Origin of the sequence: Actinosynnema sp. NPDC023794 (genome assembly GCF_040639675.1) — a bacterium.
Taxonomy (GTDB): Bacteria; Actinomycetota; Actinomycetes; order Mycobacteriales; family Pseudonocardiaceae; genus Actinosynnema; species Actinosynnema luteola.
The window spans coordinates 1-15,052 of sequence record NZ_JBFAFR010000044.1; the positions used below are offsets into that span (position 1 = coordinate 1).

The following is a 15,052-nucleotide window of genomic DNA, read 5'->3' on the forward strand; positions in this document are numbered from 1 at the left end:
ATCGGGTGGACCCCGAAGTCCTTGGCGATCTGCTCGACGATCACACCGGGCTCACGGTCACGAGCGACCCGCACGACATCGTCGCGGAACTCCCGGGGGTAGGGCTTGCGCACAGCGACATCCTCCCAGCTCACCATCACGGCAAGCCAACTCAGATGTCACCAATCCGTGCAGCAGACCCTCGCGCGTGGAGTAGGTGCTGCTGGTTCCGGATGAGGATGCGGTCGAGGAGTTCGTGGCGGCAGATGTGGATCCAGCGTTCCATGATGGCATTCATGCGCGGGATGCGGATTCCGCTGAGGACGACCCTGATACCCGCGTCGGCGAGGACGGTGTCGAACAGGGCGGGGAACTTGCCGTCATGGTCGCGGATCAGGAGCCGCGCGTGCGGCAGTGCCGCGAGGAACGCTCGGTCGGCGGGGGAGAACCGTGGACGGGCGTTGCCCAGTTGGCGTTCCGAGACGGTGATCTGGTGCCGTAACGCCAGGATTTCCGTGTCCTTGTCCCGGTCGCTCATGGGTAGCAGACGCAGCAGAACGAAGGCGTTGGTCACACTGAGGAGGCCAGTCGGAGCAGCACAGCCGGTCATCATGCCGTGCTGGACGACATCACGCGGATGGCAACCGTGGCCCGTGAGCGCTTCGGGCGCTTGGGCTGTATAGGCCTTTTACCTGCGTGGATGAGGTTATCGGCATGCACAGCGTCGGGGTGGTCGGGGCCGAGCACCCCTTCCCGGTAGGCGAGGGTGGCCTCGTAGAGCGGGATGGCGCGGTTCAGGTCGCCCGCGGCCTGATACGCCTTGGCGAGGTCGCTGCGCGAGCGGAGCGTATCGGGGTGCTCGTCGCCGAGTGCCCGTTCCTGCTCGGCGAGAGTGGAGCGGAACACCGGTATCGCCCGTCCTACGTCCCCCGCCGCCAGGTAGGAGTGGGCGAGATTGTTGCGAGGGCAGAGGGTGTCAGGGGCATCCTCACCGAATAGCCTCTCGCAGTCGGCGAGGACGGCCTCGTGCAGCGGAACGGTCCGGTTGAGCAATCCGCTGAACAGGTAGGCCTCAGCGAGGTGCCCGGCGCCAGATACCTGGTCACCGAGGTGCTCACCTCCGCTGGCGGCTTCGTTCTACCGCACCCGTGGCGGGATCAATCGCCTCGCTGAGCACCGGTGCCGGCGGCAACCCGTCGACACTGGTCACCGGCACCGCAGGACCGCTCGCCTCCACACGTCTGGTCGGTGGTAGGCCGATCCGGTGGTCGCAGAGGCCCCGTTGGGCCGCTGCCCCTGGCCGCGCGTCGTGGCTAGCGTCGACACGTCGCGGCTCTCGGCAGCCGCGATCCAACCGGGGCCGGGTTGCGCCTCCCGACCACGCGAACGAACCGACCCAGGAGGCAGCCGTGCTGAGCCCTGGAAAACGCCGCACCCTGGCAGCAGCCTTGCTGGTGTCGGGGTTGACCGCCCCGGTGACGGTCACGGCCACCGCGACAGCCGAGCCGGTCGGGGCGACAGGCGAACCGGTCGCGGCGGTCGGCCTCACCGTCACCCTCGTCTCGGGTGACCGAGTCCGGACCGACGGTCGGGACGTCGTCTCGATCACCCCGGGACCGGACCGGGAGAACACCGCCTTCCACACGTTCCACCGCGCCGGGCGGCTGCACGTGGTACCCCACGACGCCGCCGCCGCGCTCGCCGCCGGTCGACTCGACCCGCGGCTGTTCGACGTCACCGGACTCGTCGAGGCCGGCTACGACGACGCCCACCGCGACACCACGCCGCTGATCGTGGCGGGCAGCCGTCCGGCCCTGCGCGCCGCGTCCGGTCTCCAGGTCACCGCGGACCTGCCCGCCGGGGTGTTCGCCGCACAGGCGGCCAAGTCCGGGGCCGCCGCGTTCCGATCCATGCTGGACGACCGGCGCGTCACCAAGGTGTGGCTGGACGGCCTGCGCTACACCACCCTCGACCGCAGCACGGCCCAGATCGGCGCGCCCGCCGCCTGGACGGCCGGTTACACCGGAGAGGGAGTCCGGATCGCGGTGCTGGACACCGGCATCGACGCCACCCACCCCGACCTGGCGGGCCGGATCACCGCAAGCGCGAACTTCACCGAGGACGCCGACCCGTCCGACCTCATCGGCCACGGCACGCACATCGCCGCGACCATCGCGTCCACCCACCCGCAGTACCTGGGCGTCGCACCCGACGCCCAGGTTCTCGACGCCAAGGTCTGCAGCAGACGCGGCTGTGCGGAATCCGCGATCCTGCGAGGCGTGCAGTGGGCCGTCGACCAGGGCGCGGACGTAGTGAACCTCAGCCTCGGGGGCGCCGACACCCCCGACGTCGACCCGCTGGAGTCGGCGATCGACCGGCTGTCCGCCGACACCGGCACGCTCTTCGTGGTGGCCGCGGGCAACTCGGGCGCGCCCGGTTCGGTCAGCTCGCCCAGCACCGCCGACTCGGCGCTCAGCGTCGGTGCGGTCGACCGGGCCGACGTGATCGCCCCGTTCTCCAGTCGCGGTCCACGCGCTGGTGACAACGGCATCAAGCCCGACCTCACCGCGCCCGGCGTGGACATCGTCGCCGCCAAGGCGCGTAGTGGTGCGCAGGGCACCCCCGTGGACGAGACGCACGTCGCCATCTCCGGCACGTCGATGGCCACGCCGCACGTCACCGGCACGGCCGCGCTGCTCGCCCAGCAACACCCGGACTGGACGGGCGCACAACTCAAGGCCGCCCTCATGGCGTCCGCGCGGCACGACCCAGCGGCGACCGTGTTCGACCAGGGAGCGGGGCGGGTCGACGCGGCCAAGGCGATCACGACCAGCGTCACCGCCGAACCCGCCAGCCTCGGTCTGGGCATCCAACTCTGGCCGCACGATGACGACACGCCCGTGGTGCGCCAATACTCGTACCGCAACACGAGCGCGGTCCCCATCACCCTCGACCTGACCGTCGAGGCCACCGGCCCCGACGGCGCACCCGCGCCGACCGGGGTGTTCTCCGTGACTCCCACGCGGCTCACCGTCTCGGCGGGCGGCACCGCGCAGGCCACTGTCGTCGGCGACACCCGCGCCGCGCCGACCGACGGCGTCTACTCCGGCGCGGTCGTCGCGTCGAACGGCCTGCGCACGCCGTTGTCAATCGAACGCGAGCCGGAACGCTACGAGGTCACGTTCAAGTACACCGACGACCACGGCGCGCCGACCGACGCGGTGTCCAGCGTGATCAGCGGGCTCGACAACGACTTCTTCGCGTTCCCGCTGCCCGCCAACGGCGTGGCGAAGGTTCGGGCGCCCAGGGGCGATTACGTCCTGGAGAACCTGGTCGTGACCGACGAGGCGCGAATGGCCGTGCTGCCCCAGCCGCTGCTGAGCCTCACCGGCGCCACGACCGTCGAGGTCGACGCTCGGCTGGCCAGGCCGGTCGTGGTGACCCCACCGGAACCCGGTGCCGAGGAGCTGTTCGGCCAGATCCTGCTGCACCGCCGGGTTCGGGGCGACTGGGTCACCAACGGCGTCATGCTCCTGGGCGGCTTCCGCGACGCTGTGTCACTCGCCCAACTCGGCCCCTCCCTGCCCAGCACCGAGTTGACGACCATGATCGGCTCGCAGGCCGCGGGTGCTCCGATCGGCGACACGCCGGTGAACTACCGACTGCTGTACGTGGAGCGCGGTGCGGTGCCGACCGGCTTCACCCGGTCGCCGGTGAAGCGGCAGCTCGCGAAGGTGACGCAGCGCGCCGCTCCCGGCAAACCAGGGCTCGTGCACCGCTACAGCGGCGTCCCGTACGTGGTCGGCGGCGGTTCGGGTGCCAACGCCGGCCTGCAGTTCGGCGCGAACGGCGAGTCCGTCGACTACGTGACCACGCAAGACATCGCGTGGAGGTGGATGATCGAGCGCCTGGGCGACAACGGGATGGAGGGCAGCCAAATCCACCCCTACCGCACCTACCACCCGGGCCTCGAATACCCACAGTGGTACTTCCGGCCCGTGCTGGGCCCCGCACTCAGCCCGCCCGGCTTCCCGAGCCTGACCCGCACCGCCGATCGGGTCGACGTCTCCTTGGCGCTGTGGGGCGACCGCGACGGCAACCTGGGCTTGTACAACACCACGTCGTCCCGCACCGCCCTCTACCGTGACGGTGTGCAGGTCGGCGTGAGCGATTTTCCGGGCAACGGCCAGTTCGCCGTCGCACCCGGGCGAGCCGACTTCCGGCTGACGGCGGACGTCACCGCCGAGTCCGGTGTGACAGAGCTGAGCACCAAAGTCTCCGGCACCTGGACGTTCCGCTCGGACACCGTCGCCGGCACCTCACCCCGACTCCTGCCGCTGACCGTCGTCCGATTCACCCCGGTCCTCGACAACGCTGGCGCCGCGCCCCCGCACCGGGTGCTGCGGGTTCCGCTGGACGTCCAGCAGCAAGAAGGCGGCACGGACGGCAAGATCCGGCGGCCGGCGGTAGAAGTGTCGTTCAACGACGGCCGAACGTGGTCGCGGGTCCCCGTGATCGGCCACACCGCCCTGATCCGCAACGGTGCCGAGGGCTTCGCATCACTGCGGGTCAGTGGCACAGACAGCAAGGGGAACTCGTTCCAGCAGACGGTGATCAGGGCCTACCGGATCGCGGGGTGACCGGTGTACTCGATCGTGCCGGCGCAGGGTGTCCGCGCGGTCAGCTGTCCGCGCGGTGCTCGTACGACGCGGACCAGGAACGTCTCGGCCGCCTCCGGCACCGCGCCGCGCAGCAACGCCACCGATTCCCGCCGCTCGGCCCACGAACGCATCGGACCTCGCGAGCAGGCCGACTCGGAACTCCGGGCTTGCGGCCGGTGTGCTGCTCGTAGGCTCAAGTGTCGACTGACGGCCGGTTCTACCATCTTGCGCATGAGCATCACCTTTGACTGATGCGAACGGTGGTCGGGCGGGCGCCTCGGTGCCGGTCGTAGGCGTGGGCGGACGTGACCGACCCTGTGCCTGCCGATAACTTCATCCCTGCAGGTAGAGGGCGTACAAGACCCAAGACCTCGAAGTGCTCACAGGCACGGCTGCCATCCGCCGTGACATCGACCAGCACGGCATGATGACCGGCTGTGCTGCTCCGACTGGCCTCCCTCGGCGTGACCAACGCGTTCGCGTTGCTGCGCCTGTTGCCCTGAGCGATCGGGACAAGGACGCGGAGATCCTGGCGCTACGGCACCAGATCACCGTCCTGGAACGCCAACCGGGCCACACCCGTCCGCGCTTCTCCCCTGGCGACCGGGCGTTCCTCGTGGCACTGCTGCACCGACTCCCGGTCGGAGCGCTTCGCCGGGTCCGTCTACTGATACGCCCGGAGACGGTCCTGCGTTGGCACCGGGACCTCCTCACACGCCACCACGCTGCCCAGTCCCGCCCCAAGCGCCCGGCCGTCCACGCATCGTTCGCTCGATCCGCCTCCTCGTGCTGCGCCTGGCGCGAGAGAACCCCACCTGGGGCCTACCGCCGCGCCTCCTGGTCACCCAAGCCGCGAAGAACCTCATCATGGACATCGAGGACGCGGGCAGCTCCGTGCGCTTCCTGATCCGCGACCGCGACGGGAAGTACCCCGCCCTGTTCGACGCCGTCCTCGCCGACGCGGACATCCAGGTCGTCCTCACCGGTGTCCGGACACCTCGGATGAACGCGATCATGGAACGCTGCGTCCAGACCTGTCGACGCGAACTGCTCGACCGCACGCTGATCTGGAATCAACAGCACCTACTCCACGCCCTGCGCGAGTACGAGCAGTTCTACAACACCCATCGACCCCACCAAGGCATCGCCAACGCCCGACCATTACACCCGCTGCCACAACCGACTACCGATCAACCAGGTCTCACCCACCTCGACCTCCGCCGACGGCACCGGTTGGGCGGCACCCTCAACGAATACCACCACGCTGCCTGACCTGCACGAACGGCATTTCGGCAAGTGCAAGGTCCATTTCTTGGCGACCAGGCGCCGGTGCCATCGAAGGACGGTGGCTGGCGTCACCAATCGGTGCTCGCGCAGCAGCGGGGAGAGTCGGCGAACCAGTGCGGCGAGCACCGCGCGGTCGGCCCACTCCAGCCGCGGACGGGGGTTGGTGCGGCGCAGTACGGCCACTTCGTGCCGCAGCACCAGCAGTTCGGCGTCCCTGGCCGCCGATGACCGGCCGAGTGGGACCAGCCGGCCGACGACCCGGACGAAGATCAGGTACAGCAGTCGTAGTGCCACGCCTCACGATCATGCTCCTACGGCTCATGGTACGCGATCACCGCAGCTCAGCGTCTCAGCGCAGAGTTCTGGAACCCCACAGGTGTGCGCATGCGGAAGGACGAGGCGACCTCGGGCTGTGGCCGTGCTCAGGCGGGCGACTCGCTGATCGGGAAGCCGATCCGGTGGACGTCGTCCGCGATGGCGGCGAGGGTGGTGGCGGGGTTGAGCACGGCCACGACCTCGGTCGTCAGCGGACGCCCGGCATAGAGGTGGCGTACCGCCTCGAGGTCGACCGGCTGCTGGTAGTAGTCCTGCGCCCAGTCCTGGAACGCTTCAGGGCTGCCGTCGATGAGCAGGTCGAACAACCAGTCCGCACCGTCCTGGGCGTCATCGGGAAAGGCGATGTCGCCGTGCCGCCATCTGTCGTCACCCGACTCGCGCCACAGGCAGACCGTCACGCACGGCGTGCCCTCGTCGGTGAACGCGGGTTCGTCGACCTGCGCCCGGAACACCTCCGGCACGGAGTCGGTCACGCCGGGCCACGGCTTGCCGTCGTCGGTGGCGTACGGACTCATCGGCGACTCGTGGTCGAACCCGCGCACGTACGCGCCGGAGGCGGTGAACACGATGGAGTACTCGTTGCCGCCACCGTCCTTTTGGGAGGCCAGTTCTTCGCCGGGTGCCCACGCGGGATCGTAGGAGTGGTGGCGGTCCTCGTTGTCCGGGTCGAGCACCGCGTCCAGCACGGCGAGAACGCGACACAGGTCGCGCAGTTCGGGAATCGCGGGCAGCTTGTCCGCGATGTCGTAGGCGGTCATGCGCACATTCAAGTGCGGCGTGCGGCGGTCTGCTCCGCTGGGGTCCGCTCACGCTGTCCGGCCCGTGCCACGGGGACACGCGGAGGCCCCGAGCGTGCGGTCGGGGGAGCACTTCCTGGGCGGAGTGGTCAGCTCGGAGAGGCGGTCGACGAAACTCGGCCTCATCCCGGAGAACCCGGACTGGTGGAAGCGAGCGATCTGGTCGGCGATGTCGTCGGGGCTGCCGATCAGGGGGCAGGTTCCGTGTCCGGTCGCGAACCGGGCGCGGAAGGTCGCAAGCATCTGGGGCGTGAAGGACTTGGCGTGCAACCCCCGTAACCGCATGAGGTTGTCGACCGCGTCCCAAGTCAGCGTGGTCGTGGGCGTAGTGGCGCAGGTACTTCTCGGCCTCGTGGGGTCGGGTGGCCCACCACGTGGGCCGGTGAGCCGGGCCTGCGACGCTTTCACCTGTCGCGCGACCTCGTCGACGACCCGTGCCGCCGGATCGGGGCGAGCGGCCGCAGGGGCGGTCACGGTGCCGGGACCCACTGGTAGGGGCGCAGGTGGGCGGCGGCCGCGCGCTGCGGGATGCCAAAAGTCGGCATCCTTGGTCTGACCTGCGTGTTGGCCGCCGCAGTGCTGAGGTTGTTGATCAAACCGTATCGGTGGGAGGGATGTCGTGGTCGCAGCACTCTCGGTGCCGGTGACAACTCTGGTCACTTGATTTGCGCTCAACTGCGCGATGTCCGTGTGCGACGTTTGAGTTCTACTCGGTGGCTTTGGGATGGGCACCTGCGTACTGCACCCACACGGTGTGCTTGTCGGTGTCCAGCAGGTACCAGATATGTTCGTGGCGAGAGTTCTGGCCTGTCTTCGGCAAGCGCATACGGGGACTTCGGGATCACCGGTGAATAGCGGCACTCAGTTCACCCGTTCGGTTCCGAAGGAGCGGCAACCCGGGCGAGCAGGTACTCGCACCGATCGTGGTCGACCACGATCTCGTACCGAGACGCGATCCTGTTTACAGATCCCAAGGGGATGTCGTACACGTCCCCGGCGCCGAGGTCGTCCAACTCCAGGTAGTCCAATACCTCGTCGTCGGAGAATCCGTCCAAGATGCGGTAGTCCACGAACTCGCCTGTCGTCCTATCGAAGGTCTCCAAGCTCCAAACGTGTGCGGACATCAGCAATCACCTAGCTTGCGCCCTGGTACCGCCTGGCCCTTCTGTCCCGGCAACTGCTTGCCAGTGTTCGGGTCGAACTCGCCGACATGTTTCGCGTTCTTTTTCTTATTGGTCCACATTTCAACCGTTCCATGCATGGAGTCCCACTCGAGGATGCCCCCATTGGGCAACTCCCACCGTGCCCGGCTTCCGCCGCCCTTCACGGGCGACCCGCGGCCGACATACCGCGCATCGGGGAACCCCGGCAGTTTCTTGCCCGGTGGAGGAGGAGTGTAGCCGCCGTCGTTGTGCACCAGAACCGGTGTTTCGCCGGCGACGACATAGAAGGTATGCACACCTTCTACGCTCAGGTTATACGTCCTCGATTCCGAAACGTAGCGGTGGGTGTCCAGCACGACGGCACGTCCGTTGCCCGGGGTGTTGAGTTCGTCCCCCGTGGACAGGTCTTCCGCATTCGTCCACTTCCCTGCGGTGGCACTATAGATCGGGTGATGTGCTGTCGTTCTAATGGTCTTCGCGCCGCCGGGGGTATCCACGACCACATCGACGTAATGCTTATCCTCGGTGGTTACGTGGACCTGGGTGACAAGGTGCTTCTCACTCGTCGGGACTTCCGGCTCGCTATTGAGCACCGCCTCGCCGACCTTGATCTGATCGATACGTTTGGCGTTGCCGTCGCCCATCAGGATCAGCGTGTCGCCGGTGAAGCTGTTCGGGCACATCGCTTTGGATCCACCAGGCGGCTTCTTCAGTGCCTTGTAGGAGGCGGCCGAGCCGAGGATGCCTTCGCCGAGGCTTCCGTACACGCCGTAGTTGTGGGGAAATATGTCGCCCCACATCTCGCGCTGGCAGTCCTTGACCCGTTCGCAGGCTTTTTCGAGTTGGCTGAGCAGTTCGGCTTCGTCGAGTTCGCCGTAGAGCGCGCGACTGTTGTGATCCTCGCCCAGCAACTGTTTGATGATCTGGCGCCGCAGTTGCGCACCGTACTTGGCGCTGTGCTTGCCCAGTGAGTAGTTGCCGATGTAGTACTCTTCGGTCTCGTAGTCGTACGCGGTACTGAAGCCGCCGCCCCATTCCGTGGTGCCCCAGTTGTCGGGGTTGTCCATGTTGTCCGGGTCTGCGCCGACGTTGTCGTAGTTGGGCATGCCGCAGCCGTCCCCGTCGGGACCGCAGTTGGCGATGAGGCCGGTGGGGTCGCTGTAGGTGGTGGGGTTGTTGTCGGCGTAGGTGTAGCCGGTCCACTGCTGGGCGTTGTTCAGGTCGAGGATGGGGTCGACGCTGATGAAACGGCCGGTGGTGGCGTCGTAATTGCGGGCGCCGATGTCGGTGAGGCCGGTCGCCTCGCTGACGGGTTTGTTCAGGAAGCCGTGGCGGTCGGGCCACGGGAGGCCCGCGGCCGGGTTCAGTTGGTTGCCGTAGGGGTCCATGGTGCGGCGACTGACGGCGAAGCCGACGGATCCGACCGCGAGGGACATGGTGTTGTGCAGGTCGGAGACGAGGTAGGTGGGGTTGGTGTTGCCGACGCGCAGGGCGACGTTCACCCCGTTGTGGGTGTAGTAGCGGGTGCCGACGATGGCGCCGGTGGTGTTGTCGCGGGTCAGTTCTTGGCCTGCGAGGTAGAGGGTGGTCTTGTCGGGGTCGCGGCGGATGAGTTGGTTGCCGTCGGCGTCGTAGACGTATTTGGTGGGCCCGTTCGGTGAGGTGACCGTGTCGAGGCGGTTCTCGCGGTCCCAGCCGAGGATGTGTTCGCCGGTGGGCAGGGTGCGGCGGGTGGTGTTGCCGGACGGGTCGTAGCCGTAGGTCGACAGCGTCTGACCGGATGGTCCGGTGGTGGTGGCGTTGGTGAGTGTGTGGGGCTGAGGGCTGCCGCTGGTGGGGTAGGTGTAGGTCGTGGTGGTGTCGCCTGTGGAGCCGGGCAGGGCGTGCTGGGTCTGGGTGGTGCGCAGGCCGCCGGGTTCGAACGCCCATGACGTCCAGTAGGGGGTGGGTCCGCCGACGTTGGCGGTGCCTGCCGTGGTGGACGGTGCGGCTGCGCAGTCGTCGGTGGCGGTCCAGGCGTTGTCCAGGCGGCGCAGTGGGTCGTAGGAGTAGCACTGGGTGCGGACGGGGGCGCCGCGGCCGGTGGTGCCTTGGGTGTTGACGGTCTTGGTGACGTTGCCCGCGGGGTCGTAGGTGTAGCGGGTGTCGTCGATCTGCGGGTCGGCTTGTTGTGCGGACAGGTTGGTCTGGGTGAGGCGCCGGGTCTGCGCGTCGTAGTCGTAGGTGAGTTTGGCGGTGTTGTTCGACGGGCCGAGGGTGAATTGGCGGGATTCGCCGTAGGGCGTGTAGACGGACGCGGTGACGTAGGCGTTGTAGCCCGCGGTCGTGACGGGTTTGCCGTACTTGTCGTAGGTGGTGCCGATGACCTCGCCGGGCAGGCCACCACGATTGGCGGTGGGGGGCTGCACGGCTGTCGGCAGGCCGGTGGTCGTGTAGCCGTAGGTGGTGGTGTACAGGGCGTTGAGCCCTGTTTCGGCGGCAGGGATCTGGACGATGGTCTTGCCGACCCAACCGGCGCCGGTGTAGGCGCTGACGCCGGAGATGTAGTTGCCCTCGGGTGTGTGCCGGGTGGAGTACCAGGGCAGGCCGACGCCGTTCTGGGCGCCGTCGTACAGCCAGGACGCCAGGAGGGGCCCGTCGGTCGAGTCGGCGTGTTGGGCGGTCTTGCGCCCGAGTTCGTCGTACTTGTAGACCAGCGTGTTCCTGCGGGCGTCGGTCGTGGTGAGGATCTGCCCGGCGAGGTCGTAGGTGGTGGTCGAGGTGCCGGTGTCCGGGTCGGTCTGGCTTGTCTTGCGGCCGAGTAGATCGTAGGTGAAGGTCCAGTGGTTGCCGACGGGATCGGTGAGCTTCTTCGTCTGCCCGAGCGCTGTGTATTCGGTCGTGGCCGTCTGGTGGGTGCCGCCGGATACGACATCGCCGTTGACCGTGGGTGGCGCGGTGTACTTGTGGTTCTCGGTCGTGCGGCCTCGTGCGTCGCTGACGACGGTGGTGGTGACACCACCCCGGGGTGGGATGACGGTGACACGGTCGCCGCCGTGCACGGTCTTGGTGGTCCACGTCGGGGTGACGCCCTTGTAGGCCGTTTCCAGGACCGCGCGGCCGGCTCCGTCGTAGTCGGTGACCGAGCGGCTGTCGACCGACTTGGGGTCGACGGAGATCAGGTTGGTGCCCGGAGCACCGGTGGCGATGTAGCCGCCGTTGGTGTGTCGGACCCGGCCGTGCGAGTCGTGGAACAGGTCCGTGACGACGCGTCCGCCGTCGAGTGCGTCGGTCTGGGACTGGCGGAGCCGGCCGAAGGCGTCGAACAAGTCGATCTTGGCGACGTAGTTGGTGCCGGTCCGGTAGTCCACGAAGGTCTTGCTGGTGACCGCCAGTGGGCCATCTGCGCGCAGCACATAGTCGTAGGTGACGGTGGGGGGGTCGAAGCCCTTGCTCTGACTGGGTTTCCAGACGGCGGTCAGCCTGCCCAACGGGTCGTAGGTGGCGTCGGTGCGCCGTGATCCGACATCGAGGCTGACGACGGGGTTGCCGCGTGCGGGATCGAGCTCGACCGTGTTGGTCTGGTTCTTGGCGTTGGTGGTGACCGTCTTGGTGAGGATGCCGCCGTCGGTGGGCGTGTAGGCCGTGCGGGTAGCGTGGCCGATGGCGTCCGTCACCTCGGTGGACCGGCCAGCGGCGTCGAACTTCGCCGTCGCGGTGGTCTCATAAGTCAGCTGGTCGTTGTTGTTGTCCGTCGCGGCGTCGACTCGGGTCGCGGTGCCGGACGTGACCTCGGCGAGTGTGGTCGACTCGTCGTAGTAGGTGCGGGTGGAGCCCAGGATGGAGCTCTGCGGCGTTCCTCCGGTCGGGCAGGCCTGTTGGGAGACGGTGGATTCGGCGACACGGTTTCGCACCCAGGTGGTGGTGTTGTCGGCGTATCTGGTCGTTGTGCACAGGTCGGGCACCTCGTCGCCGGACTCGGTCTTGGCGATCAGCCTGCCGAGCGCGTCGTAGCGGTGTTCGTTCGTCACCGTCCGGGTGTCGCCCGCGGCGAGGTGGGTGATGGTCCTGTCGCGTGACACGCCGACGACCTCCGCGGTCAGCGCGGGGAGGTTCGACCGTTGTCGGGTGGCGGTGGCGCCGAGGACCTGTGGTTCGGTGACGGTGGTGGAGATGCGCTTTCCGCCGGCGCCGTTGAAGACCTCCTGCTCGTAGGTCATGTCGGCGAACTGGCGGTGGTCGGTGATCTCCTCGTTGAGCGAGTTGGCCACCTTGGCCGGTCGGCGGGCGTCGCCGGGCATGGTGTCGCCGTCCATGCCGCGGAAGTAGGTGGTGCGGGTCAGCGTCTGCTTGTCGTGGACGCCGTTGACGGTGTGGTTCGGGTTGCCGGCGCGTTGCTCGACTTTGCCGTAACCACGGAACTGGCCGTAGGTGCGGTGTTCGGGCTTGACGATCTCGCTGTCGTCGTAGTGCCACGCCGGTGCGCCGAGGTAGGTGTAGGCGGTGACCTGTGTCGGGGAGATACCGTTGCGGTCCTGGACTTCGACGCGGTCGACGACGTACTTGTGGAAGTAGTCCAAAGTCGGATTCTCGTTGAACGGCAGTGTCCAGTAGACCGGGTAACAGCGGCGGTTGTTGTTCGCCAGGTCGGTCGGGACGTCGGTCGCGCCGCAGTCGCGCTGGCTGTAGAAGACGTTGATCGACGTGCCGGTCTCGGTGGCGATGTTGGTGACCCGCCAGTGCACGAGCCCTGGCATGCTGCTGTAGCCCTGCACGCGGTTGTCGAACACCTGGCCGGTGAAGGTGACCGGCGGGACGGTCAGTGACGTGCCGTCCTTGGCGAAGCCGGTCCGGGTGATCGACTGGAGCCAGAGTTCCTTGTTCGCGATGTCCTTGAACTCCTGGCCGAGCTGGTAGCGGTCGACCGTGACCGGCCCGGATCCCTGGTTGTACTGCGTGGTGATCGTGGTGAGTCGTTTGGTGGACCAGAAGGTCGGCGAGTGGTTGTTGCACACCGCGCCCGGCTTGCACTGCTGGTCCTGCGGGGTGTCCGGCCAGCGCTTGGCGTCGTCGGTGGTGAACTTGGCCGGGTCGCAGTCGAACGTGGCGTCCGGCAGGCAGCGCTCGGCGACGTCGAACACGACCTGATTGGGTGCTGCGGCACCGTAGATGCTGCCGTCGACGGTGCGTAGGCCGTAGTCGATGCGCTTGAGCGTCCCGCCGCGGGTGTAGGAGACGCCCGTCGTGGCATTGTTCGCGCCGTAGTGGTTGGTTTCCGGCGTGTAGTAGTACGAGGTGACGTTGCCGTGGGTGTCCTCGACGAAGTCGAGGTTCCATCGCCACGCCTGTGCGCAGGACGACTGGGCGAAGCCGCCGGGGTTGTAGCAGGGGTCGCCGTTGCGGGGACCGTAGACCGGGACGGTCCAGGCGGAGTTCGTTTGCTCCTGGTCAGTGTGACCGGGTCCGCGGTTGCGGCCGAAGTAGTAGCTGACACCGGCGGTGTTGGTGACCTTCCAGTACTCGCCGTTGTGCACGCCGTTGACCGCGCCGGTGACCAGTTCGATCCGGGCGCCGCCGTCGGTGGAGGCACGCCAGGTGCCGGTGGCGTCGTCACGCACCAGCTCGGTGGACTTGCCGTCCAACACCATGGTGACGATCTGGCCCGCCCAGCACAGATCGCCGGTCTGCTGTGCTTGGGGCAGCGTCTTGTCCTGGGCGCACGTGCGGTAGGTGCGTTCGATCGCGCCCGGCGAGTAGTCCCAACCCTGACCGAGCCAGGACGACTGGTTGTTCGTCGCCAAGGTGCGGCCGTCCACACTGGACGAGCTGTATGACAGCGCGACCTTCGGCGCGACGGCAGAGCCCGCCGAGGACGGTGGCAGCACGACGGGGTAGCTCCAGTGGAACCCGCCTGCGCTGCCCGAAACCGACCAGTTGCCCGACGGCGCGAGGGCGCTGGCTTCGAAGGTGCCATTGGTACCGCTGCCTGCCGCCGTCACGGCGAACGCCATCGGCCCGGTCCCGGTGGTGCGCGCGGTTACGGTGCGCGCCTGCGGGTCGTTGCTCGACTTCAGGGAGCTCTGGACCTGGCACTGAGCCGCGCCGGGGGTGGTGAGGGCGCAGTCGGGCAGCCGCACGAGTCGGAGCCGGGAGCCGAAGTCCGCGCCGGCCGCGTTGGCGAAGGCGGAGTAGTCCACCCCGACCGACACGTCTGCTTCGTCCTCGGCATCTTCCGGCGTGACGGTGAACAGCACACCGGTGACACCAGCGCGTTGCGTGATCTCCTGGTCGTGCACTTCGACGGCGAATGAACGCGCGTCCTTCTCGGACGCCAGCGTCACGGGCAAGTTGCCCGCCGGACGTGCCGCCGCCCCCGTCGTGACCGCGGCCTTGCCCGGCTCCGGCCAGGTGGCGTCGCGCAGACCGGTGTCGTCCGGTTCGGCCGACGTGGGTTGTTGTGCCAGCGGGAAGTCGCTATGAGGGATCGGTGGTTCCTGCGTCACCAGCGGTGCCCAGTCCGACAGGACGCGGTCGGAGGTGAGACCGACGACAAGCCCGGCCGTCATCATCGCGGTGACCAACAGGGACGATGTCCGTCTCCACCACCCGGGACGGCGCGCGTCCGCGGTTGACGGGCGCGCGGGAATTCCACCGAGCATGTCTCAAGCCCCCCCTGAGCACAGGACCGTGATCGGTCGCAGGCTGGGGAACCATAGCCATCGCGTCGCCCGCTGGGAAAGCCTTTGACCGCAATCACGCCGCGGAGCGCGCTCATACGGCTCAGCGTTACATCAACCCCTGTGTCCTTCGTCTCAGCGCGTCGTCTTTTCGCAGGTAGACAGTGCCGGAT

General features: G+C 67.8%; 7 protein-coding genes and 1 pseudogene. 2 read left to right on the forward strand and 6 right to left on the reverse strand.

Translation table 11 applies throughout. The features are described 5' to 3' along the window. Nucleotides 1–151: 151 nt before the first annotated feature. Both AB0H12_RS41755 and AB0H12_RS41760 read right to left on the reverse strand, forming a co-directional pair. Nucleotides 152–553 (reverse strand): hypothetical protein, encoded by a 402-nt coding sequence (locus AB0H12_RS41755; RefSeq protein ID WP_499631203.1) that lies wholly within the window; start codon nucleotides 551–553, stop codon nucleotides 152–154. A gap of 35 nt (nucleotides 554–588) precedes the next feature. After that, nucleotides 589–1,053 (reverse strand): annotated as a pseudogene (locus tag AB0H12_RS41760) (tetratricopeptide repeat protein); the annotation flags it as partial. Between the two features lie 335 nt (nucleotides 1,054–1,388). Between AB0H12_RS41760 and AB0H12_RS41765 the strand changes: the two are divergent. After that, the gene (locus AB0H12_RS41765) at nucleotides 1,389–4,619 is read left to right on the forward strand and encodes a S8 family serine peptidase (RefSeq protein ID WP_499631206.1); all 3,231 of its coding nucleotides are present in this window, start codon (nucleotides 1,389–1,391) and stop codon (nucleotides 4,617–4,619) included. On the opposite strand, the gene AB0H12_RS41770 is transcribed toward AB0H12_RS41765, so the two are convergent. Further along, nucleotides 4,601–4,771 carry a hypothetical protein gene (locus AB0H12_RS41770; RefSeq protein WP_499631209.1) on the reverse strand — a complete coding sequence of 57 codons (171 nt, stop codon included), beginning with the start codon at nucleotides 4,769–4,771 and terminating at the stop codon, nucleotides 4,601–4,603. The two genes, AB0H12_RS41765 and AB0H12_RS41770, sit on opposite strands and share 19 nt — an antisense overlap. A 736-nt stretch (nucleotides 4,772–5,507) precedes the next feature. On the opposite strand from AB0H12_RS41770, the gene AB0H12_RS41775 reads away from it, so the two are divergent. Next, the gene (locus AB0H12_RS41775; RefSeq protein ID WP_499631212.1) at nucleotides 5,508–5,912 is read left to right on the forward strand and encodes an integrase core domain-containing protein; all 405 of its coding nucleotides are present in this window, start codon (nucleotides 5,508–5,510) and stop codon (nucleotides 5,910–5,912) included. 437 nt (nucleotides 5,913–6,349) lie between these two features. Here the strand turns inward: AB0H12_RS41775 and AB0H12_RS41780 are convergent, their stop codons facing one another. From AB0H12_RS41780 to AB0H12_RS41790, 3 genes are all read right to left on the reverse strand, one after another. Next, nucleotides 6,350–7,021 (reverse strand): hypothetical protein, encoded by a 672-nt coding sequence (locus tag AB0H12_RS41780; protein ID WP_499631214.1) that lies wholly within the window; start codon nucleotides 7,019–7,021, stop codon nucleotides 6,350–6,352. Nucleotides 7,022–7,926: 905 nt separating this feature from the next. Then, nucleotides 7,927–8,184 carry a DUF7683 domain-containing protein gene (locus tag AB0H12_RS41785; protein ID WP_499631216.1) on the reverse strand — a complete coding sequence of 86 codons (258 nt, stop codon included), beginning with the start codon at nucleotides 8,182–8,184 and terminating at the stop codon, nucleotides 7,927–7,929. Further along, nucleotides 8,184–14,783 (reverse strand): colicin E3/pyocin S6 family cytotoxin, encoded by a 6,600-nt coding sequence (locus AB0H12_RS41790; RefSeq protein WP_499631219.1) that lies wholly within the window; start codon nucleotides 14,781–14,783, stop codon nucleotides 8,184–8,186. Before AB0H12_RS41790 ends, AB0H12_RS41785 begins: the two co-directional genes overlap by 1 nt. Nucleotides 14,784–15,052 lie beyond the last annotated feature (269 nt).